This window comes from Paenarthrobacter aurescens (assembly GCF_025421775.1).
In the GTDB taxonomy this organism is placed as follows: domain Bacteria; phylum Actinomycetota; class Actinomycetes; order Actinomycetales; family Micrococcaceae; genus Arthrobacter; species Arthrobacter aurescens_B.
In genome coordinates this window covers 216178-240082 of the sequence record NZ_JAOEFX010000007.1, presented here as the reverse complement: position 1 = coordinate 240082, position 23905 = coordinate 216178, and the positions used below count along the sequence as shown (strand labels likewise).

Below are 23905 nucleotides of genomic sequence, written 5' to 3'. Positions count from 1 at the left end.
GGCGGGAACTGCCATAATTTCCTTAGCGCCAGTCCCGACGCTTGCAGAAAAGGAGGGCCCCCGTGGCCGCCAGCACACTGAGTGAAGTTGCCCGTTTGGCCGGGGTCTCCCTGGCCACGGCGTCACGAGTCCTGAATGGCTCGTCCCGTAAGCCGGCCGAGGACATCGCGGAGCGCGTCCGCGAGGCCGCCGACAAGCTCGGCTATGTTCCCAACGCGCAGGCGCAGGCGCTCGCGAAGTCCAGCTCAGGCTTGATCGGCCTTATCGTCCACGACATCGCCGATCCCTACTTCTCTGCCATCGCCCGTGGCGTCCAAGAGGCGGCCCGCCAGCAGAATCGTATGGTGCTGTTGGCCAGCACCTCCGGTGCTCCTTCGGATGAAAAAGAGGCCGTGGCAGCCTTTGCTGCTCGTCGCGCAGACTCGATCGTCATTGCCGGTTCGCGTTCCGTGCGGGCTGAGGACAAACAGGGAAACACCGAGCTGGCCGCTGAACTGGACCGCTACTGCCGCAATGGCGGTCACGTGGGAGTTGTTGGCCACCCGGTGGTTGGCGCGTCCACGACCGAGGGCTACCACGTGGTGAAGGTCCCCAACGAGGAACTGGCTGCCGGCCTCGCTGTGGAACTGGCCGCCACGCATGACGGTGCTTTCCTGATCATTGCCGGACCCGAGGGCCTCTACACATCGGACGACCGGGTCCGCGGCTTCCAGCGTGGGCTCGCCGACGCCGGCATGCCAGCCGCCGAGGTCATCCGTGCCGGCTTCAACCGCGCAGGCGGGTACGAGGCCGGACTTGCACTTGCCGAACGGATCAAGGCATCAAAGGAGCGGCTCTGCATCTTCGCCGTCAATGACGTCATGGCCATTGGAGTCACTGCCGCCCTTCGACCGGAGGGCGTGTGGATTCCCCGCGACGCCACCATCGCTGGTTTTGACGACATCGAAACCCTGCGCGACTTCCGGCCCGCCCTGTCCACCGTCCACCTGCCGCTCGAGGATATTGGCCGGCTCGCTGCCGGCGATCCCGATACTCCTCCCGTCAGCGGTGCGGTCAAGCTCCGCCGCAGCACTGAAACTCCGGTTGAATCGCAGGTATGACACCACGGCACGGCCAGGCGCCCCGGGCGCTCACGGTGATTCCCGCCGTCGGGCGCTACGGAATGGCGGCACCTGCCGTCCTGGTCCTTCCCGGCGGAGGCTACGCCAAAACGGCCGACCACGAAGCGGAACCGGTGGCTGCATGGCTTGCCTCACTGGGGATCCATGCGTTCGTCCTGCGATATCCGGTGGCTCCGGACAGGCATCCGGCGCCGCTCGCCGCCGCGAAACAGGCCATGTTGTGGATCCGCGGAGGGGCGCACGGGCTGAACCTTGACCCATCGCGCGTAGGCGTCTTAGGCTTTTCGGCCGGCGGACACGTGGCATCAACGTTGTCCGTCGGGGTGTCCACTGGCGACGCCTCACTGGACGTTGCAGAGGCCACGCCGGACCTCAGTATCCTCTGCTATCCCGTGATTTCCTTCGTTGATTCCGCGCATCAGGGGTGTGTGGACAACCTCACCGGAGTGGATGCGGCTCCGGAGGTGCTGCGGGAGCTGTCAACGGAACTGCACGTTACCCCTGCCACGCCGCCCGCTTTCCTCTGGCACACTGCCGACGACCACTCGGTCCCAGTCGGCCACAGCCTCGCCTATGCCAGTGCGCTCAGTCGGGCCGGGGTCCCGGTGGAACTGCACGTCTTCCCGCACGGCGTCCACGGAATTGGGCTGGCGGTGGGAACGCCCGGCGCGGACCAGTGGACCGGGCTTTGTGCCGGGTGGCTCCGCCGGATGGGTTGGACGGCTTAGTCCTCGCCCAAGGTGATGGTGTGGAGGAATGAGGCGTCGTTGATGACGTTGTCCGGAAGGTCGTCCTCGACGAACTCCAGCATGATGTCCATGTCCTTGCCGTTGCCCCGCAGGACGTCGGTGACGGTCTGCCACAGCAATTTCCGGTTCCGCAGCGGGAAGCGTTCGGCAACCGGCCCCCAAGAGAAGCAGTGGACGCCCACCACGTGGGGGAGTACTTCGTGGAGGGACTCCAGCGCCTGCTGGTCTGAAAGTCCGACGGCGGGCTGCCAGTAGGTGCCGACGTTGGCGTGGTTCACCCGGGTCAGTAGCTCCAGGGTGGTGGTGGGGGAGTCGGTGAGGGTGTTGCCGTGATACTCAAACGCGATGGAGACGCCACGGGCGGCTGCGAGATCCGCAATCCGCTGCGTGTCCTTCACCACTGCGTCCCAGTGTTCATGGCTGGCGCCCGCCGAACCGAGTTCCCCGGCCCACACCCGGATCCTCGGAGCACCGAGGCCTGTGGCCAGGTCCAGGACATGATCGAAATCCCCGAAGGCTCCGCACCTGTAGTACGAGCCCATGGAGAGGACCGTGAGTCCTGCGGCATGCGTAGCGGCCTTGGCACGACCGGCGGATTCCGGGTCGCTGACGTGGACGTCGGTGCCCCACTCGATGCCGGCAAGGCCTGCGTCGGAGGAAATTCGCACGACGTCGTCGATCCCGTGGGAGCGGAGAGTCACGGAACAGATGCCAGGCGTGAGGTCAGCCAGCGTGGTGAGGTCGATCATGCTTACAGGATACCGGGAATGCGCTTACCCGGTCAGGGCGTATCGCCTGCTGAACAGAAATGAACGCCACTATCTACAGGTTGATCCAGTAGCGACGGATGGGCTCAGCGATACCCAGGTCCGGACTGAAACTCTCCGGCGGGCGGACGCCTTCAAGGAGGCCACCGCAGGCCTCGATGGTCCGGGCGGACGCCGGGTTGGACTGCTTGCAGGTCACCATGACGCGTTCCATCCCCAGGGCGCGCCCTTCCCGGAGGGCGCCGTTGAGGGCAAGTTTGGCGAGTCCCCGGCCCCTGGCGCTTGGCCGGATTCCATAACCGATGTGTCCACCCACTTCAGTCAGATACTCATTGACCAACGAGTGCCTGAGACTGGTGGAACCCAGATAAGAATTGCCCTCCACCACCCAGATGGTGCTCTGGTTGACCAAGCCTTCGGGAGGCCGGAATTCTTCCAAAGGCATGTGGTGCAGCAATTCAACCCACTGGGCGAAGTCGCTGTTGTCGCGGAGGTCCAGATCGTAGCGGGCTGCCAGAAAAGCCGCGGAGCCATCTTGGTCAAGGGTTCCCCACTCGTCCCAGCTTTCCAGCCAGGACGCATGGAGGCTTGACGATGGACGGGTGAGCTCGGCGTGAATCATGGGGTGAGCGTACTACGGCTAGGGTTCAGGCTTCGGAGGTCCTGGCCTCTTTCGGCGTCCTGGTCGATGGGCGGGCAGGATTCCGCTTCCGGACCTCCCGCAACACGATCTGCTCGGGGCAGACCGTGGAAAGGAAATCTCCTACCGACAGTGCGAGGCGCTCACCCACGAGCGAGTAGAGAATGCGGTTGGCATCCCGCCGTTCCGTGACCAGGCCGGCTTGGCGCAGCACGCTCAAGTGCCGGGAAATGGTGGGTCCCGTGGCGTTGAATCGCGCAGCGATCTCACCGGCGGCCAACTCGCCGTCCTTGAGGTCTTGAAGTATTTGCCGCCTGGTGGGGTGCGCCAACGCTGCGAAGATATCCGATGCTGCATCTGCCATGTTTGCAATATAGCACAATTGCTATATACGGTTTAGCTTAATTGCTAATAAGCGAAGGAGCTAGATCATGCGTGTGGCTATTACCGGCGGTACCGGCTTTGTAGGGCGTCACCTCGCGGAACGACTCAATAGGCCGGATACCGTCATCATTTCGCGTCGGACAGGGACCGCAATCACCGACGTCGAAGCCTTAACGGAGGCCTTCGCAGGTTGCGACGTCGTAGCCCACTGCGCGGGGATCAACCGGGAGATCGGTGACCAGACCTTCCAGCGGGTTCACGTTGAAGGCACCCGCGCCGTCATTGAAGCTGCCCGGAGGGCGGGCGTCCAAAGAATCGTCATGCTGAGCTTCCTTCGCGCCCGTCCGGGTTGTGGCTCCGCCTATCACGAGACCAAATGGGCTGCCGAGGAACTCCTGCGGCAGTCGGGCATCGAGCACACGATTCTCAAGGCGGGGATGATCTACGGCCAGGGAGACCACATGGTGGACCATGTGACACGTGCGGTGCGCAGCTTCCCGGTTTTCGCAACGGTCGGATATCGGGAGCGGACTGTTCGACCCATACCGGTGGAAGAGGCCGTCAACACCCTGATTGCCGCCCTCGAAGGTCGCGTGCCCACCCCGACCGTCGCGGTTGTCGGAGCCGAAGAGCTCGAACTTGGAGCGGCTGTCCGCAGGATCGCCCGGATGGCGGGTGGCCACCCTGTTTACGTCCGCGCCCCCATCTGGTCCATTCGCGCGCTGGCACAGCTGACAGAGTGGACCATGGTGGTGCCTCTCGTCGCCAAAGCCCAGGCGCAGATGCTCGCCGAGGGGGTCAGTGAGCCTTTACCGTATGCGCCGTGGCTTCCCGCGGAGCTGCGTCCCAGGCTTCCTTTCGACGACGAACGTATCCGGGCCGCCGTACCGGAAGGCCGCTTCGCCTCGGACGATCTTCGGGTAGTGAGGTGGTGGAATGCGCGCATGGACCGCAGACGGCCAAGCCGCCCGGTCCACTAGTTCGACTTGCTTAGCGTCCTGCCCATGATGGCCTGCGTCAGGGCGTCGATCACCTCGGCGTTGGCCAGTGGATTTCGGATCAGCGTGAAGTCCACGTCCCCCACCGGCGGCAGCCCGAATCGCTGGGTGATGACCTTCAGGTCCTCGGGCACCAGCGATGCCGGCATGACGGCGACTCCAATCCCGGCCCGCACGGCCGCCAGCACTCCGCTGATCTGCTTGGTGCTGCAGGTTATCCGCCAGGTCCGGCCCTCTGCCTCCAGGGCGTCGATAGCCAGTTTTCGGCTCAGGCTGGGCGCGGGGTAGGCGATGAGCGGGACTGGTGCTCCGGGCTCCAGGACGGTCTGCTCGACTCCCACCCAAGCGAAGTTGTCATGCCTGACCACCGTGCCTTCCTTGGCGCCGGCCACCCATTTCACGAACACGAGGTCCAGCTGGCCGGCATTGAGCCGTTTGTAGAGCTGGTCGCTCTGGCTGACGGTGAGCTCAAGGTTGATTTGTGGGTACAGCTGCCGGAACTCGCGCAGAATCCGGGGTAGGCCCGTGATGGCGAGGTCGTCGGCCGTGCCAAAGCGCAGCCGCCCCCGCATGGCCGATCCGGAAAAGTAGCGGGCAGCGGAGTCGTGGGCGGCCAGGATGCTGCGGGCAAAACCGGCCATCGCGTCACCGTTGTCAGTGAGCCTGACTTCACGGGTGTCGCGGGCCACCAGCACACGCTTGGCGGCTGCCTCCAGCTTGCGGACGTGCTGGCTGACAGTGGGTTGCGCGAGCCCAAGGCGGTCGGCCGCCTTGGTGAAACTCAGGGTTTCAGCGACGGCCAAAAAGGAACGGAGCTGGACAGGTTCGAACACGGAACTCCTAAAGCGCAGGTCAGCGCTGGGCCGGAGTACTGCGCCGGTTCTCCTTGTTCTGCAAGCAGCCCATTGCGTTCCGCAATGCTAGTTATAGGCGCAATACGCTTCCATAATTGCTGCTGGCAACCATAGCGTTAAACGCATCCCACCGAAACTCTCCATCCGAGGACTACTTTTGGCACCCCCACCGCCTTCAGCGGCAAATGTCAGCCAGCCCGTCATCGATTCCCTGTCCGCTCGGCCCTTGCCGGACACAAGCCAGCCGGACACCGTCACCCAGCCACTCGCCGTCGTGAGCGAGAAGCTGCCCTGGCGTCATACTTTCATTTCCTTGAAGGTCCCCAACTTCAGGATCTTCGCGATCGGCCACTTCATCGCCGTGATCGCCATCTGGATGCAGCGCATCGCCCAGGACTGGATGGTGCTCCAACTCTCCGGTTCCGTCACCGCCGTCGGCATTACCGTGGCGCTGCAGTTCATGCCATCACTCTTCCTTGGCCCATGGGGCGGCATGATTGCCGACCGCTTTGCCAAGCGCAAGATCCTCATCATCTGCCAATCGGCGGCAGCTGTGCTGGCAGCCCTGTTGGCAGTGCTTTCCTTGAGTGGCCGCGTCGAAGTGTGGCACGTCTACGTCATCGCACTTGCCCTGGGCTTCGTGACGGTCCTGGACCAGCCGGCCCGCCAGGTCTTCGTCAACGAACTCGTCGGCCCCAAGTACCTGCGCAATGCCATCAGCGTGAACTCCACAACCTTCCAGCTGGGAGGCTTGATCGGTCCGGCGCTTGCCGGCGTACTGCTGACGGCTGTTGGCGCCGGATGGGCCTTCGCCGCCAACGCGGTGGCATGCTGCTCCACGGTGGCCATGCTGCTGATCCTCCGCAAGGACCAGTTGCACCTCAGCCAGCCGACACCCCGCAAGAAGGGGATGTTGCGCGAAGGGCTCAACTACGCACTCAGTAAGCCCACTATCTACTGGCCGTGGCTCATGGCCGGCTTCGTCGCAGTTTTCGCCATGAGCCTGCCGGTGTTGCTGGCCGCCTTTGCGGACCACGTGTACGACGCCGGTGCCGGAGGCTACGGCCTGCTTAACGCCATGGTTGCGCTCGGTGCACTGATGGGAGCGGTGGCGTCCACCCGGCGCCGCCAGCTTCGGTTGCGCTCGGTGGTGACGTCGGCGGGGTTGTACGGACTCATGCTCTGTGTCTCCTCGCTGATGCCGTCCATGGTGTGGTTCAGTGTCACCATGGTCCTGGCCGGATTCTGGTGCCTCATGTTCCTCACTGCGGCCAACCAAATGGTGCAGACCAGCTCCAACATGAGCATTCGCGGCCGTGTCATGAGCCTCTACCTGGTGGTGCTGATCGGCGGTCAGGCCATTGGTGGCCCCATGATGGGCTGGCTCGCCGAGCACCTCGGTCCGCACCTTGCTGTCCTGATCTCAGGTGGCGTGCCGGCCATCGCCGCTGCGGTAGTCGCCGTCGTGCTTGCCCGGAAGTCATCCCTGCACCTGAAGGTGGACCTGCGCGACCGGCGGCGGGTGCTGCGGATTGTGGACCGGGCGCAGGCGGCCTAGAAAACAGACAGCGCCCGCGGCAGGACCGCGGGCGCTTCACTGACGTTTCGTCAGGCCGATGGCTTTCCGTTAAACAGCAGCCAGATGAGGGTACTCCGCTGAGCGGCCCTGGAACTCCAGGACGTCCGGGTTGCGGATCACGCCGTCGCGGATTTCGATGGCCCGGGAGATGGTCTCGTTGGCATCCCAACCGTCCGGGCCCGCCACCACTGTGTCCAGGAACGGCAGCAGGGCTTCGCTGATTTCCCAGCTGGCCGAGTTCCAAAGATAAGACGGGCTGTGGTCCACCGCGTAGTAGTTGACGTGACCGCCCACGCGGAACATGGGCTCATCGAACGTGGTGGTCCGCGCCCAGCTGAAGCCCATGCCTTCGTCGCAGGAAACGTCCACGATCAGGCTGTCCGGCTGGAATTCCGCCAGATCCTCAGTCCGCAAGTACGTCAGCGGGGCGTTCGGGTCCTGCAAGGTGCAGTTGACCACGATGTCCGCCGCTGCCAGGAACGGCGCCAAAGGCTTGCGCCCGTTGTCCGTAATGACCTGGCTGAGGAACGGGGCGTTGTTGTCGTGGTCGAACTGCACGATCCGCACCGAGTGGATCGGAGACCCCACGGCGGCGACGCCCCGGTTGGTCAGGACCTGGACGTCATGGACGCCATGGGCATTCAACGCCGTCACGGCGCCGCGCGCAGTGGCACCGAAACCGATGACGACGGCGCTCAGCCGGCGGCCATAGTCGCCGGTGGAACCCGTGAGCGCCAAGGCGTGCAGCACAGAGCAGTATCCGGCTAGCTCGTTGTTCTTGTGGAAAACATGGAGGCCGAAGCCACCGTCGCCGGCCCAGTGGTTCATGGCCTCAAAGGCAATGAGCGTCAGCTTCTTGTCGATGGCCAATTGGGTGATTGCGCGGTCCTGCACGCAGTGCGGCCAGCCCCACAGTGTTTGTCCGTCGCGGAGTTCTGCCAGATCCTGGGCCTGCGGCTTGGGCAGGAGGATGACGTGGCTGGTGGCGATCAGCTCCTGGCGGGTACCCATCCCGCCCACCAACGATTCGAGCTTGGTGTCCGGGACGCCAAACCGCTCGCCGTAGCCGAACTCAAAACGGAGCTGCTGGCGTACTTCCGGAGCGATGCGCTCCAAATGCTGCGGGTGGATCGGCAGGCGCCGCTCGTTGGGTTTCAGCGAGGTAGCAAGGACGCCTATGCTCAGCTGGCCAGTTGGCGCGGTCACTTCTTGTTGCCGGTAGAGGGCTTTGCGGCCTCGGTGGCGGAGGACTCGGAAGCCCGCTTATCCGCCCGCTTTTCCTTGATGGATTTACTGGATTTCTTCGATGCAGTTTGGCGCGGTGATTTGTCGCCCATGATGGCTCCCTTAGAGCGGAGTCGAAAATGACTCCTGACTCCTGACGATACACCTCCCACGGAGACGTTGTGGCTGGGGTCACTGGGCTGGGGTCAGCATGCCGGCTCTATTTCGCCGGCTCGGCCGCTGGACGGCCATGGGTGACACGATGGGTCACGCGATCAGCGGTGTCGTCCACGGTCGCAGCCTTTTCCACCGGCTCCAGGTAGAAGCGGGCACTGCTGATGATGTCCTCGTCCACGCCGAAAATGATGACGCCCGTCATCTCGTGCGGGGTACCGTCGCGCCACGCGCCCTTCAACTGCAGCTCGGTCCAGATAGTGCTGCCGTTGATGCTGTGCGAGAGAAGATGCGCCTTTATGTCCGGGACACCCGTGAAGAGCTGATCCCAATTGCTGCGGATGGTGTCCCGGCCTGTGAAGCCCCGGGTGGGGTGGGCCGGTGTCTCATTGACATAGCCCGGCGCGAAGCACGCCGCCAGCCCTTCGAGATCGTGCTTGTTCGTTGCTTCCAGCAGGCGGTTGATGACGGCGAGCGGACCGGCCTCACCAGCGTCGGTGAGAGTCATTGGGGGACCTCCCGGATAGGTGGATGTACGTACGAGTGTAGGCTCGTGAAGCCTTCCGGTCGACGGGTTCCCAGCCCCCTTTGGTGAGTGCCGTCGTCGGGCATTCAGCCCCTGGACACAAAGAAACCCCGGATCCTGGGATCCGGGGTTTTCCTTGAGCGGGCGACGGGAATCGAACCCGCGTATCGAGCTTGGGAAGCTAGCGCTCTACCATTGAGCTACGCCCGCGTCGCCCGGGAAAATTCGCCCGAGCGAGTCCTAGCTTAGCGCAGTTGCGAGGCTCCTCATGACAGGCGCGTCTGCCCGCTACTTGAACAGCTTCAGGCTGTTCCACCCGGAACCCACCTGACGGTACGTTGTCCACTGACCGCGGCCAAGGCCGTAGTTGTAGAGGTTGCCGTCGGCCGTCTGCGCCGTGATGCCGCGAGTGCCGGCGCCCGTCAGCCCGAAGCTGGGGGCAAGGACGCGCATGTACTGCCAGCCGGTGCCGACTGTAGTGGCCGGTCCGTAGAATCCTGCCCAACCGTCGCCGCGGTAGTTGATGAGGGAACCGGAAGCTGTCCTGGCCAGGATGTCGTTGGCGCCGTCGCCCTCCCAGTCGGCGATGGTGAGTTCCATGCCGTTCCAGCCCTTGCCAATAATTTGCGGAGCGCTGAGCGCACCCCCAAAAGTGTTGGGGTAGTAGCGCAGGACGCCGTCCGGGAAGTATCCGACGACGCCGGGCCGGCCATGCGCGTGGGTCCACTTACCCACGGTGATGGTCATGCGATCCCAACCGCCGTTGCCTACAACAACCTGGCCCGCGAAACCTCCCCCGGGAAGCCCGCGATACACGCCCAGGACGCCGTTGTCCCACTGGGCAAGAATGTCGTAAACGCCATCAATGTCCCAGTCCACAACGAATCCCTGCTTCAAACCGGACCAGCCCGAACCAATCTGGACTGCACCCGCATAGCCGCCTGCCGCCGTCGCGGGGTAGCGCAACAGTCGGCCCGAAGCGTCCGCGGCCACCAGATCCGCGCCGGACTTGATGCTGGCTGCAGCTGCCGTGTTTCCCGCGAAGTAGTGCTCCAGGGTCGGGAATCCGCGCCGGTTCATGTCGGTGGCCAAAGCCACGCCCACGTACCGCAAATGCCACGGCTCGTAGCTGTAGCCGGTGGTGCCCGTATAGCCGTTGGGGTAGCGGACAATGAAACCGTATTTGTGGGCATTCGCGGCCACCCACCTGCCCGCTGCGGTGTCGCCGAAGCAGGTGCTGAGTCCGCACGAGCCCGCGGCGTTGCCAATGTCCATGGCGAGGCCGGTCTGGTGCTCGCTGTAACCGGGGCGGGCCGAGATGGTGTCGGCATAGGCCTGGCCGTAGGCATTGACGTAGCCCCAATAGACCTGGCTTTGGGTGGCATAGGAACGGTAACCACTCACGATCGACAGGCCGCCCGTGCCGGCGTCAGCCGCGCCCTGGAACAGTCCGTTGAGCCACGCGGCGGCTTCAGCCCGCATGTACTGGCCCGAGCCGCGCGCATTAATAAGGTCCGACGGCGCGTAGCCCGCCGGATTCAGCGGCCGCGATTTGTTGACCAGGACCGAAGAGTTCGCCGGGTCCCCGATGGGATCCACGCTCGGCAGGGGGTTCACCGTTGTTGGAACCGCGGTCTTGACTGCAGCGGCACTTGCGTTCGTCATCGGTGTCGCAGCTGTGGCCGGAACCGCGCTGATGACGCCGCCACCCACCGCAATGGCGAGGAACGCCGCGCAGGCGGCCAACCGCCGTCGTGCTTTCCCCGCAAGTAATTGATGTTCCAGAACCCGCATAACGCCCCCCACATCGGTTTTTGCCAGCCTCGGGAACTCTACCCCGAAGGCACAACTGTGTCAGCCGTAACTTTGTGAAGCGCCAGGTAACCATTCGGTCAAGGCTCGTCGCCGATGTACTACCGCGGGACGTCCGCTGACTATTCTGAAGGTGTTAGCTGCAGCGTATGGGGAACCGGGCTACGACATCGAACCGTACGCCGAAAGAGGTTTCCGTGGCATTTGCAGACTACGAAGTGGTGATAGGCAGGGACGCCATGACCGTCTATGGATTCCTCATGGACGGCATGAACAACTCCCTCTGGCGCTCCGGAATCCGCAGCATCTCACTGCGCTCCGGCATCCGAGGACACAAGGGCGCGCTCTACCAGCAGACCATCAACGGCCCAGGTGGACGCCCCATAGCAGCTGACTTCCAGATCACCGAGGCCCGGCCCGGAGCGGAAGTGCGCTTCGCCGTCGTCGCCGGACCTGCCCGCCCCACCGGCGGCTACTACCTCAGTACAGAGGGCACAACCACCCGCCTCAGGTTCGCGCTCGAGTACCACCCCAAGGGACTGAAGAAGCTGATGAACGGCATGATCCAGAAGACCATGGAGGGCGAAGTGGCCCAGCTGGAGCAGCTGAAAACCGTGATGGAGTCGCGTTCGGTGGTGTGAGCGTTACAGTTACTGGCCTCTATTGTGCGAGCTTGAAGCCGCTCCAACCGCCGCCGACCGCGACCGGCGTCGTAAGCCTTCCAGAGGTGAGGTCCCAGAACTCCAGCACCCCGTTGGTTCCCAAGCCGGCGATGCCCGTAGTGTTCGCGCCCGTGACACCCTGCAGTGAACGTAGCCCGGAGTAGTCCGTCCAAGCCGCACCCACCACAGGCCGGGCTTCCTGCTTCGGGGTTGCCAGCCCGCTGCCGCGGTAAAGCCGCAGGGACCCGTTGGGCTCAACGGTCAGGAGATCCTGGAAACCATCCGCGTTGTAGTCAACCATGCTGAGCCTGCCAGCCCTGTTGCCGGTACCAATCGCGGCCTGCGAACGGATGTACGTCATCCCGGCGTTCTTGTACAACCAGAGTCCGCCCGATGCGTCCATGGCAACAATCTGCGGCAGGCGGTTGTTGGCACACCAGTTGCCAACATCGATGTTCAGGGACTGCCAGCCATGTCCCAACACCCCGGGTGAGCCAAAGCCGCCCGTTTGCCTGCCCGGGTACACCAGAAGTGCACCGTCGGAACGTTGGGAGATCAGGTCGAAGACCCCGTCACGATCCCAGTCGGAAACGAAGAGTTCCTTGAGCCCGGTGAAACCGATGCCGATCTTGCGCGCTGCACCGTACTTCGCGTTCCCCAAGGATGGGTAGGAGTAGACAGTGCCGTCGGAGCTGATGGATACGAGGTCTGCTGCGCTGCGGATGGATGCGCTGCTGAGGTTAACGGTTGGAGGTTGGAACTTGTCGCCCGGTTGGCACGCTCCCACAGGATCCGTGGGAGGTGTCACCGTTCCGCCCGGCGCTGTAGTGGTTCCGGCTGGCAGCGTGGTGTAGCCAAAGAAGTTGACCACACCCCAGAGCGTGTAGCGGTTCGGGGTGGTCTGCCAGTTGCCGTCCGTGTAGGTGATGCCGATACCCATGACATTGAACCGGGGATCACGCAACAGGGCATCATGCCCGGGGGAACCCTTCCACCACTCCACAAGCTGTGCGGCATCGCGGTCCCAGCGGACGGCAATGACCTCACCCGCGCCGTTGTTCGGCTTAAGCGCCCGCGGATCCGTCCAGAAATTGGCTCGGTGCTGGATCACTTCCCGCGACGCGATGTTGTTCGACCAGTCCTGCGCAAGGCTCGCCACCGTTGCGTGATACTTCACCGGTGCCAGGCCGAGTGAGGCCCGGTAGCTGTTGATCGCGTTGAACACCGTCAGGATTGCAGCAGTGTTGCTGTCCGGGAGGAGGGCCAGGGCGCCGTTGTCCGGGTTGGTGTCGCCGCTGGGGGTCTTGCCAGGGAAGGGGGTTGCCGTGGGGCTGGGGCTCGGGGTTGCAGTGGGGCTTGTATTCGGGGTGAGGGTTGGTGTCGGTGACAGGGTCGGGGCGACGGTTGGTGCCGGGGACGGGGTGGGAGTGCCTGTAGGAGTAGCTGAAGGCGTTGCCGTGGCGGTTGGCGAGGGTGATCCCGAAGGTGTCTCCGTTGGGAGCGGGCCCACGGCGGGTGCAGTCGGCGTCGGAAGGGCCGATGATGACGAAGGCTGCGGGGGTGCCGGCTCAACGGGATTGGGAACAGTGGGGCCGCTGGTGCCTGGGTCTTCCGTGCCTTCCGTGGAAGGACCCTCCGGACCCCACGAAGGCCCGATATTCGGCACCGGCGGCGGCGTCTCGATGACCGGATCCACGGCGATGGGGCGGCTCGGCGCTTCGCTTTCCGTTCCGGGTTCAAGGGCCGGCACCGTGGCGGGATCGGAAGCAATTCCAGCGGCGGGAGTGCCCGCGGAAGGTGCCGGGTCCGGCGTCGTACTTGACTCAGGTGCGGTCAGACCAGACTCGACGCTGGGGGAGGGGGTGGTGCTCCCACCCGGGCCTGCGTCGGTGGCCGGCAGGATCTGGCTGGAGGCGGCCACGCAGAGAGCCAGCGCTCCGGCCAGCACGATGGAGGCCGACACTGCCAGTTTTTTCACAATTACCCCGCGAATGCTCGTTGCCCCCAGGTACGGGCGCGGTTCTACATGTCCGGGAACTATAGTCCCACGGGGCGGCCCGGACAATGCATGGGGTCTTGGGCGCATGGGGTATTTTTGATGCTGTGCTGATCTCTGACCGCGACATACGTGCCGAAATAGACTCCCAACGGATTGTTCTTGAGCCGTACGACCCCGCGATGGTCCAGCCGTCTTCCGTGGACGTCCGGATTGACCGGTTTTTCCGGCTGTTCGACAACCACAAATACGCCCACATCGACCCCGCCGAGGAACAGCCTGAGCTGACCCGACTGGTGGAGGTGGAAGGCGACGAGCCGTTCATCCTGCACCCCGGTGAATTCGTGTTGGGCTCCACCTATGAAACCGTCAGCCTCGCTGACGACATCGCTGCGCGCCTTGAAGGGAAGTCGTCCCTGGGCCGGCTCGGTCTGCTGACACACTCAACGGCCGGCTTCATCGACCCCGGGTTCTCGGGGCACGTGACCCTGGAACTTTCCAACGTGGCCACCTTGCCCATCAAGCTGTGGCCCGGCATGAAGATCGGCCAGCTGTGCTTCTTCCGATTGACTTCCTCGGCTGAGCATCCCTACGGATCCGGTGAATACGGTAACCGCTACCAAGGCCAGCGCGGCCCGACCGCCAGCCGCAGCCACCAGAATTTCCACCGGACGTCCATCTAGCCGTCCTTCTTGCCGCGAGGGTGTGGCTTTCGGCACTTTAGGTGCCTCTTTCGCTACGCCGGGGTGCGCTCTGGTGTCCGCGGCGGCGCCCCGGGTGATTTCCGGAGGGCCTTGACCACTGGTTCCACGAAGCGCGCGGCCAGCGGTCCCAGGATGGCCATGATGAGGACGTAGGCCGTGGCGAGTGCGGCTAGTTCGTCGGGCACGGCGCCGGAAGCGACGGCGAGGCCTGCGATGACGATGGAGAATTCACCACGTGCGATCAGTGCGGCCCCTGCGCGGAAGCGGCCAGGCACTGCAATGCCGGCGCGCTTGGCAGCCCAGAACCCCGTCATCATCTTGGTTGCGGCAGTGAGGACGGCCAACACAAGAGCCCAGCCAAGGACCGGCGGAATGGACGTGGGATCGGTGTTGAGCCCGAAAGCCACAAAGAAGATTGCAGCGAAGAGATCCCGCAACGGTTCAAGGATCCGGGTGGCATTGTGGGCGGTAGCGCCGGAGATCGCGATGCCCAACATGAAGGCACCCACAGCGGCGGACACCTGGAGAGCCGACGCGATACCGGCTACCAGCAGGGCGAGCCCCAGCACGTTCAGCAGGAACACCTCGGAGTTCTCGCTATGAACCGCTTGCGAAACCCGGTGACCATGCCGCAAGGCGATGACCAGGACCACAGTGACCACGGCGAGGGCGATCCCCACGGTCTGCAGTCCACCGAGGAATCCGACGCCTGCAAGGATGGCCGTGAGGATGGGTAGGTAAATAGCCATGGCCAGGTCTTCGAAAACGAGGATGGAGAGAACAACTGGTGTTTCCCGGTTACCGATGCGGCCCAAGTCTGTGATGACTTTGGCGGCGATGCCCGACGATGAGATATAGGTAACGCCACCCATAACGATGGCGCCTACGAGTCCCCAGCCCAGAAACACGGCCAATCCCGCGCCCGGAATAAAGTTGAGGACAAAATCCATGACACCGGCCTGCCACGATCGCCGCAGGCCAGTGACCAGCTCTGACGCCGTATATTCCAGTCCGAGCATAAGCAGCAGCAGGATGACGCCGATTTCGCCGGAAAGATGGGCGAACTCGTGCATGCCGTCCAGTTTGACGAACCCACCGGCGCCGAAGGCCAAACCGCCCACAAGGTAGAGGGGGATGGGTGACATGCCGATTCGGCCCGCTAATCGAGCCAGGAGACCGAGGCAGAAGACGACGGCCCCCAGTTCAACGAGGGCTAGTGCGAGCGGATCCATCCCGGTTAGCCGTTGCGGAGGATGTCGGCTGCCGAGTCAAGGCCTTCCTGCGTGCCGACCGCTACGAGCAAATCGCCGGGGTGAAGTACGACGTCGGGTGCAGGCGAGGGGACAACCTCGCCTTCGCGCATGATCGCCACGATTGATACGCCGCTACGGGTGCGGATCTGTGCCTTGCCCATAGGTTGATTCACGAACGGGGAGTCCGGCGTGATGGAGAACTGTCGTGTGACGATCCCTGGTACCTCGCGATGGGCTTCTGCCAAGCGCATGGCGATGTGCTGGCCGCCCAGGAGGTTTCCGAGCGTTGAGGCTTCGTCGGCCGTCAACGGAATGGACGCCTGGCAGGTGTCAGGGTCATCCCAGGTTGAGACGAAAAGTTCGGTTTCGCCCTCACGCAGTTCCACTACACCGATACGACGGCCCGAGGCCGTGACGAAATCCTTGCGGACGCCAAGGCCCGGGAGTTCGGTCTCATCCACGTTCATAGCTCCACCCTAAACTCTGTTGAACCGGTCTGGTACGTTGATGGCGCTCAGCCGGTCCTATGTAGTTAACGCTCTGGTACGACCGCTATTTCCACTTTCGCCGGTGGCTTGACCGGCAGGATCACCAAGAGGCCCGCGAGGAGTACCACCATGATGCCGAGGATGCCCCAGCGCTGGGCTTCACCTTCGGCAACCAGAGGAGCGGCAATGGCGATGCACACGGTGAACAGTGTTGGTGCCAGGAAACTGACGGCCCGCCCCGTGGTGGCGTACAAGCCAAACAGTTCGCCGGCTTCGCCTTCCGGTGCGAGCCTTGCGAGGTATGCGCGCGAGGCTGATTGGGCCGGGCCTACGAACAGGCAGAGCAGGAGTCCGAAGATCCAGAACGTATTGCTCCCGGGCCATTCGTTGCCGAAGAAGACGTAGTCGCCGTTGCCAAGGACCAAAATGAAGGTTCCCGCGATGAGGAGGCCAACCAACGACAGGACGATGACGGCCTTGGGGCCGATCTTGTCGTCAAGGAAACCACCGATGATGGCTCCGACTGCGGCGACAACGTTTCCGAAGATGGCGAAGAAGATGACGTCCTTGAGCTCGAAACCGAACGTGCCGGCGGCGATGACTCCACCGAAGGTAAACACCGCAGCGAGCCCATCGCGGAAGATGGCGCTCGACAGCAGGAAGTAGATGGTGTGGGGGCTGGTCCGGTAGATGGCGCCGATGCGCCGGATCAGTAATTTGTAAGACGCCAGGAAGCCCAGCGATGCAGTGGCTTTCTTCGCCGGAACCTCTGGGACAGCGAACATCACGGGCAAAGCAAAGATGAAGAACCACAGCGCGGAGAATACGGCCACGAGCCGGATGTTGAGGGAGTCCTGCGTGGACGCGCCAAACCATTCAAAAGACGGCTGCACAAACAGTTGCAGGACCAGGAGGAGCGCCACGATCCCGCCGAGGTACCCCATGGCCCAGCCAAAGCCGCTGACCTTGCCAATGTTCTTGGGTGTGGAGATCTGCGCCAACATGGCGTTGTAGTTGACGCCGGCGAACTCAAAGAAGACATTGCCCAGCGCGATGAGGCAAACACCCAGCAAGAGGAACTCAGGCTGGGGAAAGACAAAGAAGCAGAGCGCAGTGAGCACGGCAGTGGCGGCCGTGTTGACTCCGAGCCACAGCTTGCGGCGTCCACCGGCGTCCGAACGCTGCCCGGTGACAGGAGCAAGGAGCGCAATGGCCAAGCCGGCGATAGCCAAGGCAGCACCCAGTGCAGCCGAGGCCGCGTCCTCTCCGCCGAAGGCATTGGAGGTGAGGTAGACGGTGAAGACGAACGTGGTCATGACCGCATTGAATGCAGCCGAGCCCCAGTCCCAGGAGGCCCAGGCGAGGATCTGCCCTTTTTTGGAGGCGACGGGTCCTGAGGCAAGCTCTGACGTCGGGTGTGAGGCTTTGGGAACTGCGGCCGCGTTCATAGCTTGAATGCTATAGCGGCGGGGAGAACGGCGGGCACATGACAGACCGCTTTGTGTAGAACACGGCGTTATGCAGCTTTAAGCCTTGCGCGCAGCCGGCTCCACTGGCCGAAAACTGTCCGGACCCCTTGATAAACTGGACCGACCGAACCCAACGTATGACCGCCTGCTCCAACTTTTGACAATTCGTTCCTGACTTTGCGGAGAAAACAGTGATCACAGTTCTCGCCATCACCTTTGTTGCGGCAACTGTGGCGCCCTTGATCTTCAGCAAACTTGGCAGGAACGCCTTCTACGCACTGGCAGCAGTGCCCGCAGGCGCGTTCATTTGGCTGATTTTCCAGTACGGGCCCGTGTATTCCGGCGGCGGCATAGAAGAAGTCCTGCCGTGGATCCCCAGCCTGAAACTGGAACTGGCTTTCCGCATGGATCCCTTGGCCTGGGTCATGTCCCTCCTGATTCTCGGCGTGGGCTCCCTGGTGCTGGTGTATTGCGCCCGGTACTTCAAGAACAAGGACGCGGATCTTGGCGGGTTCGGTGCCCAACTCCTCGCCTTCGCCGGGGCCATGTTTGGTTTGGTGACCTCCGATGACCTGCTGATGCTGTTCATCTTCTGGGAACTCACCACCATCCTTTCCTACCTCTTGATCGGCTATGCCCGCACCCGCTTGGCGGCACGCCGTTCCGCTCTGCAAGCGCTCATGGTCACCACTGCCGGTGGCCTCGCGATGCTGGTGGGCCTCATCATCTTGGGACAGGCGGCTGGAACGTACCGGATCTCGGCGATCCTGGACCAGGCCGGGGCGCTCATGACCGGACCCATGCAGGGGGCCGTGGCTGCCGCCGTCGTACTGATCCTGGCAGGTGCGGTGACCAAATCGGCGCTGGTTCCGTTCCATTTCTGGCTGCCCGGCGCCATGGCCGCTCCCACGCCCGTCAGCGCATACCTGCACGCCGCGGCGATGGTGAAGGCCGGCATTTACATCGTCGCGCGTCTGGCGCCAGGCTTCTCCGAGTCGGAATTCTGGTTGCCGGTGGTCCTGGGGCTGGGCTTGGCCACCATGCTCGTGGGTGGTTACCGGGCCCTTCGCCAGACTGACATCAAACTCATCCTCGCCTACGGCACGGTGAGCCAACTGGGCTTCCTGACCATGGTGGTGGGCCTTGGACGGCCGGACGCGGCACTGGCCGGGCTCGCACTCCTGTTGGCCCACGGCCTGTTCAAGGCTGCGCTGTTCCTGGTGGTGGGCATCATTGACCACCAATCAGGTACACGCGATATCCGCAAACTTTCCGGTGTTTTCCGCTCTTCACGAGCCCTCGGGGTCGTGGCGGCGATTGCCGCGGCTTCCATGGCGGGCGTGATGCCTTTGGCCGGCTTCGTTGCCAAGGAATCCGTCCTTGAGGCCTTCGTCCACTTCGCCACGGGCCACGATGCACCCGCCTGGGGTATCTGGATGCTGGTGGGCCTGGTGATCGGCTCGATCCTCACGTTCGCGTACAGCGCCCGTTTTATGTGGGGCGCGTTTGCCACCAAGCCGGGAGTGGAACCCACACCGTTCAAACCGATCAAGCCCGCGTTCCTGGCCGCCCCCGCCATCCTCAGCTTGCTCACCATCGTTTACGGCCTGTGGCCGGAACCTGTGGACTCGTGGATCCAACCGTATGCGGCGTTGTTCGCCGATCGTCCTGACGCCGTCGACGCCGGACATCTGGCTTTGTGGCACGGTTTCACTCCGGCGCTGGGACTGACAGCCATAACGTTCGTGGCTGGTGCCGCGATGTTCTACGGACGCAGCATGGTTTCCCGCGCTCAAAGCCTGGTCCCCGACTGGGTGGATGGGGACCGCGCCTACCAGCACACCATTGGCGCCTTGGACGATATTGCGGTCTGGGTCACCGGACGCACCCAGCGTGGTTCGCTGTACTTCTACCTGGCAGTGATCCTGACGGTTGCTTTCGCGGTTCCGGCGACCGCCTTGATCATGGCCAACAAACCCCTGCCGGACGGCATTTATCTCATCGATCCGAACTCCCCCCTGCAGATAGTTGCAGGGGCGGGCATCGTGGTGGGTGCACTGGCGGCCGTCCGTGCCAACAAGCGTTTCCTTGCCGTGCTCATGGTGTCTGTGACGGGCTACGGGATCGCCCTCATGTTTGCCCTGCAGGGTGCCCCGGACCTTGCCCTGACCCAGATGCTCGTGGAAACCATCGTGCTGGTGGCATTCGTGCTCGCCATGCGCAGCCTGCCCGCTGAACTCAGGGACAGGACCGGTGGAAGGCTCCGGGTGATCCGCGTGATCATCGGCGCAGCCTTCGGCATCACCATGATCTTCGTGGCCATCTACGCCATGGGCGCCCGCGTTGCCACTCCCATCTCACTCGATTTCCCGCGCTTGGCATACGAAGGCGGCGGGGGACTGAACGTGGTCAACGTGACCCTTGTGGACATCCGCGCCTGGGACACGTTCGGCGAAATTTCTGTCCTCGCGATCGCCGCAACGGGCGTTGCCAGCCTGATCTTCGTCCGCAGCCGCGGCGACCGCATCAAGACCTCAGATGCGGTGCCGGAAGGCAGCGTGGGGCGCCGCACCGGCGTCGACCGCGATTCGCGTGACGGCGCCACCCTGGCAGTGGCCAAGAAGTTCACCGACGTGACCCGGGACGCCTGGCTGGTGGCGGGCCGCACCTTGGCTCCCGAGCGGCGCTCGATCATCTTCGAAGTGGTGACCAGGCTGATCTTCCACTCGATGATCGTCTTCTCCATCTACCTCCTCCTCGCTGGCCACAATCTGCCAGGCGGCGGCTTCGCAGGCGGCCTCACCGCGGGTCTCGCCCTCACTATCCGCTATCTGGCCGGTGGCCGGTTCGAGTTGAGCGAGGCAGCGACCATAAGTGCCGGCACGCTGTTGGGAACGGGACTTGCGACGGCGGCAGCCTCGGGTCTGGTCCCGCTCTTCCTGGGCGGACAGGTGTTCCAAAGCGCCATTATCGAGTTCTGGCTGCCGGTCTTTGGAGACATCAAGTTCGTCACCTCCACCATCTTCGACATCGGCGTGTACATCGTGGTGGTGGGCCTGGCACTCGACGTCCTCCGCAGCCTCGGCGCTGAAATCGACGAGCATTTTGAAGGCAAAGGCGCGCCACTCAGCGAGGAAGACGCCGCTGGGCATGCTGACCTTGCCGAAGAGGCGGCCGAATCCACTGCGTCCGGGAAAGGTACCGCATGAGCATCAACCTGACCCTGCTGATCGTTATGGGCGTCCTCTACGCCTGCGGCATCTATTTGATCCTGGAGCGCAGCCTGACCCGCGTGCTGCTGGGATTGATGCTGCTGGCCAACGCCACCAACATCCTGATCTTGAGCACAGGGGGATACGCCGGACTCGCGCCCTTGTTCACCAAGGAGACCAGCCCGGACTCCTACAACGATCCTCTGCCCCAGGCTCTGATCCTGACGTCCATCGTCATCTCCTTCGCCGTGACGGCATTCATGCTCGGCATCATCTACCGCACGTGGGTCCTGGCGCGCCAGGACGAGATCCAGGACGACCTTGAGGACCGCCGCGTGGCCGAGACCCCGAGCTTCGACGCCGAGGACGACGCCATTGTTCCGCTGGAAACTTCGGAGTTCGCCGTCACTCCTGCCAGTACCTCGGACCGGGACCACCCGGAAGCCACGGAGACCCCCAACACGTCGACAACCCGGGAAGGAGGCAGCGCGTGAATCTCGCGAACCTGTCGCCGCTAGCTGTCCTCCTGCCGATTCTGGGTGCTGCCTTGGCGTTCCTGCTGATCCGGCACCACACTGCGCAGCGCGTGGTAAGCATCGGCATCCTGAGTGCGACTCTTCTCCTCGAATGCCTGCTCCTGTTGTCGGTGTGGGATGGCGGCACAACGTCCGTCACGCTGGGCGGATGGCTGCCGCCGTGGGGCGTGGTCCTTGTGGTGGACCAGTTCTCCTCGCTCATGCTGGTTGTTTCCACCGTAGTGAGCCTTGCGGTCCTGATCTACGCCACCGGCCAGGGCATGGCCGACGGCGACCAGGAAGCGCCGGTCTCGATCTTCCACCCCACGTACCTGATCCTTGTGGCCGGCGTGTCCAACGCGTTCCTCACCGGCGATCTCTTCAACCTCTACGTAGGCTTCGAGATCCTGCTGACGGCAAGCTACGTCCTCATGACCTTGGGCGGAACAGGGCCGCGCATCCGCGCGGGGGTCACGTACGTTGTGGTGTCTGTGGTGTCCTCCGTGTTGTTCCTGATCGCCATCGCCATGATTTACGGTGCCACCGGCACCATCACCATGGCGGACCTGGCCATCAAACTGGCCGAACTGGACCAGGGCACGCAAAACCTCCTGCATGTGATGCTGCTGGTGGCTTTTGGCATCAAGGCCGCTGTGTTCCCGCTGTCCTTCTGGCTCCCTGACTCCTATCCCACCGCACCAGCTCCTGTGACTGCCGTGTTTGCCGGGTTGCTGACCAAAGTGGGTGTCTACGCCATGGTCCGCACTGAAACTCTGTTGTTCCCGGGGGACACCCTGAACGTTCCGCTGATGGTGGTTGCGTTACTGACCATGGTGGTGGGCATATTGGGTGCGTTGGCCCAGAGCGACATCAAACGTCTGCTGTCCTTCACGCTTGTGAGCCACATTGGATACATGGTGTTCGGCCTGGCGATGAGTTCCGTGGCCGGGTTGGGCGCCGCCGTCTTCTACGTTGCGCACCACATCACCGTGCAGACCAGCCTGTTCCTTGTAACCGGTCTCATAGAACGCAGGGGCGGCAGCTCGTCCATTGACCGATTGGGTGGGCTGGCCAAGCTCTCACCCCTGCTGGCCCTGCTGTTCTTTATTCCAGCGATGAACCTTGCAGGCATTCCACCGTTCTCCGGTTTCCTCGGAAAGCTGGGCCTCCTGCAGGCCGGTGTGGAACTGGGAACGCCCCTGGCCATCACACTGGTGGTGGGTGGCGTGGTCACCAGCCTGCTGACGCTGCTGGCAATCGCCCGTGTCTGGAACAGGGCCTTCTGGCGCAAGCCCGAGGACGCTGAGTACCCGGACCCCGTGCTCCAGGCCCCCGGAAACGTAGGTGTACTGCCGCGTACCATGGTCGGCTCGACGGCGGGACTGGTGGTATTCGGAGTTGCGTTGACGGTCTTCGCCGGTCCGCTCTTCCAGGTTGCCGACGGCTCCGCAGGAATCATGCTGGACCGTTCTGCCTATATCCACTCGGTCCTGGGCGATTCCGTGGTGGTGCCGCCGCTGGCAGGGACAGGGGATGCGAAATGAGCCGCAAACCGATTTCGTTCCGCACCGAGCTGCCCCTGCTCATTTGGTTGGTCATTGTGTGGGGTGCGCTGTGGCGGGACTTCAGCCCCGGCAACTTGCTCTTTGGTGCCCTGATCGCCGTGCTGGTGGCCAAGTTCTTCTACCTGCCGCCCGTGGAGCTCAGCGGCAGGTTCAACATCCTGCGTGCGGTTCCCTTTGCCCTGATGTTCCTCGCCAAAGTCGTGGCCGCGAGCTTCGTTGTCCTGTACCTGGCGGTGACCAAAGGCCCCAAGGTGCGCAGCGCCGTCGTCGCCGTCCCGTTGCGGAGCCACTCGGACCTTATGGTGACGGCAACCGGGCACGTCATCTCGCTGATCCCCGGCTCGCTGGTAGTGGAAGTGGACCGATCGACCTCCACGCTCTACCTGCACGCGCTCAATATTTACGAGGAAGCGGACATCGACAACATACGTCGGGAAGTCCAAAGGATCGAGGCCGGATTGATCGGGATTATGGGTACCCGCGAAGAGGTCGAGGCACTGAAGGCCGAAGCCCGGACGGGCATGGAAGGGGCAACGCCATGAAGGAAGTAGTCCTCGTCGTCACGGCAGTGATCCTTAGCCTGGCCGCCGCAGGTGCGATCGTCCGCATCGCCATCGGCCCATCCTTGCTGGACCGGGTGCTGGCCTCAGACGTCCTGCTGGCAATCCTGGGTGTTGCGTTGGCGATCGATATGGCGTTGAACCGCCACCTGAACAACCTGATGCTCCTGGTTGCCCTCGCGGTGATCGGGTTCATCGGATCAGTGACCGTTGCCCGGTTCGTGGCCGAGCGGAGGGAACAGAGCAATGAGTCCTGATGCCACCGGCGTAGACGCTGTCATCGACGCTGTAACCGCAGTGTTCCTGGTGGTGGGAGCCTTGATGTCCTTGGGTGCTGCCATTGGCTTGCTTCGTTTCCCGGACCTCATGAGCCGCATGCATGCTGCCACCAAGCCGCAGGTCCTGGGTTTGTTCCTCATGCTTGCCGCCATTGGGCTGCAGATGCGGACCTGGTGGGTGTGGCCGGTTCTGGTGGTGGCGTGGATTTTCCAGCTGCTCACGGCGCCCGTCTCCGCCCACATGGTGGGGCGCTCGGCTTACCGCACCAAGCACGGCCACCGCGAAATGCTTACCAAGGACGAACTTGAAGCGGTTGTTCAGCGCGCAGCGGCCGGACAAGAGCCGGAAAGCGAGCGCTGAACGGCGCGTAAAAC

General features: G+C 63.4%; 24 protein-coding genes and 1 tRNA gene. 12 read left to right on the top strand and 13 right to left on the bottom strand.

Features of this window, described 5'->3' with window-relative positions; genetic code table 11:
* The first annotated feature begins 62 nt into the window (after window positions 1-62).
* Window positions 63-1100, top strand: coding sequence for a LacI family DNA-binding transcriptional regulator (locus N7568_RS16380; RefSeq protein ID WP_261610849.1), 1038 nt, complete (start codon window positions 63-65; stop codon window positions 1098-1100).
* Entirely contained in the window at window positions 1097-1849 is a 753-nt protein-coding gene (locus N7568_RS16375) for an alpha/beta hydrolase (protein ID WP_261610848.1), read from the top strand. The genes N7568_RS16380 and N7568_RS16375 overlap by 4 nt, the downstream gene beginning before the upstream one ends.
* On the opposite strand, the gene N7568_RS16370 is transcribed toward N7568_RS16375, so the two are convergent.
* From N7568_RS16370 to N7568_RS16360, 3 genes are all read right to left on the bottom strand, one after another.
* A complete protein-coding gene (locus N7568_RS16370) occupies window positions 1846-2619 on the bottom strand; it encodes a sugar phosphate isomerase/epimerase family protein (RefSeq protein ID WP_261610847.1) in 774 nt (257 codons plus the stop codon). The two genes, N7568_RS16375 and N7568_RS16370, sit on opposite strands and share 4 nt — an antisense overlap.
* Before the next feature lie 73 nt (window positions 2620-2692).
* On the bottom strand, window positions 2693-3259 hold the full coding sequence (locus tag N7568_RS16365; protein ID WP_261610846.1) for a GNAT family N-acetyltransferase: 567 nt from the start codon (window positions 3257-3259) through the stop codon (window positions 2693-2695).
* 25 nt (window positions 3260-3284) lie between these two features.
* Window positions 3285-3641 carry a metalloregulator ArsR/SmtB family transcription factor gene (locus N7568_RS16360; RefSeq protein ID WP_261610845.1) on the bottom strand — a complete coding sequence of 119 codons (357 nt, stop codon included), beginning with the start codon at window positions 3639-3641 and terminating at the stop codon, window positions 3285-3287.
* Between the two features lie 67 nt (window positions 3642-3708).
* Here N7568_RS16360 and N7568_RS16355 point away from each other — a divergent pair, with 67 nt between their 5' ends.
* Window positions 3709-4641, top strand: coding sequence for an SDR family oxidoreductase (locus N7568_RS16355; protein ID WP_261610844.1), 933 nt, complete (start codon window positions 3709-3711; stop codon window positions 4639-4641).
* Here N7568_RS16355 and N7568_RS16350 read toward each other — a convergent pair.
* The gene (locus N7568_RS16350) at window positions 4638-5492 is read right to left on the bottom strand and encodes a LysR substrate-binding domain-containing protein (RefSeq protein WP_179017772.1); all 855 of its coding nucleotides are present in this window, start codon (window positions 5490-5492) and stop codon (window positions 4638-4640) included. The genes N7568_RS16355 and N7568_RS16350 overlap by 4 nt on opposite strands.
* Window positions 5493-5670: 178 nt before the next feature.
* On the opposite strand from N7568_RS16350, the gene N7568_RS16345 reads away from it, so the two are divergent.
* Window positions 5671-7071, top strand: a complete 1401-nt coding sequence (locus tag N7568_RS16345; RefSeq protein WP_261610843.1) for an MFS transporter — start codon at window positions 5671-5673, stop codon at window positions 7069-7071.
* A gap of 69 nt (window positions 7072-7140) precedes the next feature.
* On the opposite strand, the gene N7568_RS16340 is transcribed toward N7568_RS16345, so the two are convergent.
* The 5 genes from N7568_RS16340 to N7568_RS16320 all read right to left on the bottom strand — a co-directional run bounded on the left by N7568_RS16340 (window position 7141) and on the right by N7568_RS16320 (window position 10810).
* Window positions 7141-8298: a N(5)-(carboxyethyl)ornithine synthase gene (locus N7568_RS16340; RefSeq protein WP_261610842.1), complete on the bottom strand. Its 1158-nt coding sequence runs from the start codon at window positions 8296-8298 to the stop codon at window positions 7141-7143.
* A complete protein-coding gene (locus N7568_RS16335) occupies window positions 8295-8429 on the bottom strand; it encodes a hypothetical protein (protein ID WP_011776304.1) in 135 nt (44 codons plus the stop codon). Before N7568_RS16335 ends, N7568_RS16340 begins: the two co-directional genes overlap by 4 nt.
* A 107-nt stretch (window positions 8430-8536) precedes the next feature.
* Window positions 8537-8998, bottom strand: coding sequence for a nuclear transport factor 2 family protein (locus N7568_RS16330; RefSeq protein WP_261610841.1), 462 nt, complete (start codon window positions 8996-8998; stop codon window positions 8537-8539).
* Window positions 8999-9155: 157 nt separating this feature from the next.
* A tRNA-Gly gene (locus N7568_RS16325) sits at window positions 9156-9226 on the bottom strand.
* Between the two features lie 78 nt (window positions 9227-9304).
* Window positions 9305-10810: a M15 family metallopeptidase gene (locus N7568_RS16320; RefSeq protein WP_261610840.1), complete on the bottom strand. Its 1506-nt coding sequence runs from the start codon at window positions 10808-10810 to the stop codon at window positions 9305-9307.
* 215 nt (window positions 10811-11025) lie between these two features.
* Between N7568_RS16320 and N7568_RS16315 the strand changes: the two genes are divergently transcribed.
* Window positions 11026-11469, top strand: coding sequence for a hypothetical protein (locus tag N7568_RS16315; RefSeq protein WP_261610839.1), 444 nt, complete (start codon window positions 11026-11028; stop codon window positions 11467-11469).
* A 19-nt stretch (window positions 11470-11488) separates the two neighbouring features.
* Here N7568_RS16315 and N7568_RS16310 read toward each other — a convergent pair whose 3' ends face one another.
* Entirely contained in the window at window positions 11489-13468 is a 1980-nt protein-coding gene (locus tag N7568_RS16310) for a CAP domain-containing protein (protein ID WP_261610838.1), read from the bottom strand.
* A 125-nt stretch (window positions 13469-13593) separates the two neighbouring features.
* On the opposite strand from N7568_RS16310, the gene dcd reads away from it, so the two are divergent.
* A complete protein-coding gene (dcd, locus tag N7568_RS16305; protein WP_011776299.1) occupies window positions 13594-14169 on the top strand; it encodes a dCTP deaminase in 576 nt (191 codons plus the stop codon).
* Between the two features lie 53 nt (window positions 14170-14222).
* On the opposite strand, the gene N7568_RS16300 is transcribed toward dcd, so the two are convergent.
* The 3 genes from N7568_RS16300 to N7568_RS16290 form a co-directional block, all read right to left on the bottom strand.
* Window positions 14223-15422, bottom strand: a complete 1200-nt coding sequence (locus tag N7568_RS16300) for a cation:proton antiporter (RefSeq protein WP_261610837.1) — start codon at window positions 15420-15422, stop codon at window positions 14223-14225.
* A gap of 5 nt (window positions 15423-15427) precedes the next feature.
* The gene (locus N7568_RS16295) at window positions 15428-15910 is read right to left on the bottom strand and encodes a cation:proton antiporter regulatory subunit (protein ID WP_261610836.1); all 483 of its coding nucleotides are present in this window, start codon (window positions 15908-15910) and stop codon (window positions 15428-15430) included.
* 65 nt (window positions 15911-15975) lie between these two features.
* Window positions 15976-17379, bottom strand: coding sequence for an MFS transporter (locus N7568_RS16290; protein WP_261610835.1), 1404 nt, complete (start codon window positions 17377-17379; stop codon window positions 15976-15978).
* 212 nt (window positions 17380-17591) lie between these two features.
* Here N7568_RS16290 and N7568_RS16285 point away from each other — a divergent pair, with 212 nt between their 5' ends.
* From N7568_RS16285 to mnhG, 6 genes are read left to right on the top strand one after another with little or no spacing between them, the layout of a single operon-like run.
* Window positions 17592-20609, top strand: coding sequence for a Na+/H+ antiporter subunit A (locus N7568_RS16285; RefSeq protein WP_261610834.1), 3018 nt, complete (start codon window positions 17592-17594; stop codon window positions 20607-20609).
* Window positions 20606-21106, top strand: coding sequence for a Na(+)/H(+) antiporter subunit C (locus tag N7568_RS16280; protein WP_261610833.1), 501 nt, complete (start codon window positions 20606-20608; stop codon window positions 21104-21106). Before N7568_RS16285 ends, N7568_RS16280 begins: the two co-directional genes overlap by 4 nt.
* Window positions 21103-22671: a Na+/H+ antiporter subunit D gene (locus N7568_RS16275; RefSeq protein WP_261610832.1), complete on the top strand. Its 1569-nt coding sequence runs from the start codon at window positions 21103-21105 to the stop codon at window positions 22669-22671. Before N7568_RS16280 ends, N7568_RS16275 begins: the two co-directional genes overlap by 4 nt.
* The gene (locus tag N7568_RS16270) at window positions 22668-23234 is read left to right on the top strand and encodes a Na+/H+ antiporter subunit E (protein ID WP_261610831.1); all 567 of its coding nucleotides are present in this window, start codon (window positions 22668-22670) and stop codon (window positions 23232-23234) included. Before N7568_RS16275 ends, N7568_RS16270 begins: the two co-directional genes overlap by 4 nt.
* Window positions 23231-23509 carry a monovalent cation/H+ antiporter complex subunit F gene (locus N7568_RS16265; protein WP_261610830.1) on the top strand — a complete coding sequence of 93 codons (279 nt, stop codon included), beginning with the start codon at window positions 23231-23233 and terminating at the stop codon, window positions 23507-23509. The genes N7568_RS16270 and N7568_RS16265 overlap by 4 nt, the downstream gene beginning before the upstream one ends.
* The gene (gene mnhG, locus N7568_RS16260) at window positions 23499-23891 is read left to right on the top strand and encodes a monovalent cation/H(+) antiporter subunit G (protein ID WP_261610829.1); all 393 of its coding nucleotides are present in this window, start codon (window positions 23499-23501) and stop codon (window positions 23889-23891) included. The genes N7568_RS16265 and mnhG overlap by 11 nt, the downstream gene beginning before the upstream one ends.
* Window positions 23892-23905 lie beyond the last annotated feature (14 nt).

Excerpts from the sequence above, each read along its gene's own strand:
- N7568_RS16375 (WP_261610848.1), top strand. The coding sequence starts at position 1,097 with ATGACACCACGGCACGGCCAGGCGCCCCGGGCGCTCACGGTGATTCCC.
- N7568_RS16370 (WP_261610847.1), bottom strand. The coding sequence starts at position 2,619 with ATGATCGACCTCACCACGCTGGCTGACCTCACGCCTGGCATCTGTTCC.
- N7568_RS16365 (WP_261610846.1), bottom strand. The coding sequence starts at position 3,259 with ATGATTCACGCCGAGCTCACCCGTCCATCGTCAAGCCTCCATGCGTCC.
- N7568_RS16360 (WP_261610845.1), bottom strand. The coding sequence starts at position 3,641 with ATGGCAGATGCAGCATCGGATATCTTCGCAGCGTTGGCGCACCCCACC.
- N7568_RS16355 (WP_261610844.1), top strand. The coding sequence starts at position 3,709 with ATGCGTGTGGCTATTACCGGCGGTACCGGCTTTGTAGGGCGTCACCTC.
- N7568_RS16335 (WP_011776304.1), bottom strand. The coding sequence starts at position 8,429 with ATGGGCGACAAATCACCGCGCCAAACTGCATCGAAGAAATCCAGTAAA.
- N7568_RS16330 (WP_261610841.1), bottom strand. The coding sequence starts at position 8,998 with ATGACTCTCACCGACGCTGGTGAGGCCGGTCCGCTCGCCGTCATCAAC.
- N7568_RS16320 (WP_261610840.1), bottom strand. The coding sequence starts at position 10,810 with ATGCGGGTTCTGGAACATCAATTACTTGCGGGGAAAGCACGACGGCGG.
- N7568_RS16300 (WP_261610837.1), bottom strand. The coding sequence starts at position 15,422 with ATGGATCCGCTCGCACTAGCCCTCGTTGAACTGGGGGCCGTCGTCTTC.
- N7568_RS16295 (WP_261610836.1), bottom strand. The coding sequence starts at position 15,910 with ATGAACGTGGATGAGACCGAACTCCCGGGCCTTGGCGTCCGCAAGGAT.
- N7568_RS16290 (WP_261610835.1), bottom strand. The coding sequence starts at position 17,379 with ATGAACGCGGCCGCAGTTCCCAAAGCCTCACACCCGACGTCAGAGCTT.
- N7568_RS16280 (WP_261610833.1), top strand. The coding sequence starts at position 20,606 with ATGAGCATCAACCTGACCCTGCTGATCGTTATGGGCGTCCTCTACGCC.
- N7568_RS16270 (WP_261610831.1), top strand. The coding sequence starts at position 22,668 with ATGAGCCGCAAACCGATTTCGTTCCGCACCGAGCTGCCCCTGCTCATT.
- N7568_RS16265 (WP_261610830.1), top strand. The coding sequence starts at position 23,231 with ATGAAGGAAGTAGTCCTCGTCGTCACGGCAGTGATCCTTAGCCTGGCC.
- mnhG (WP_261610829.1), top strand. The coding sequence starts at position 23,499 with ATGAGTCCTGATGCCACCGGCGTAGACGCTGTCATCGACGCTGTAACC.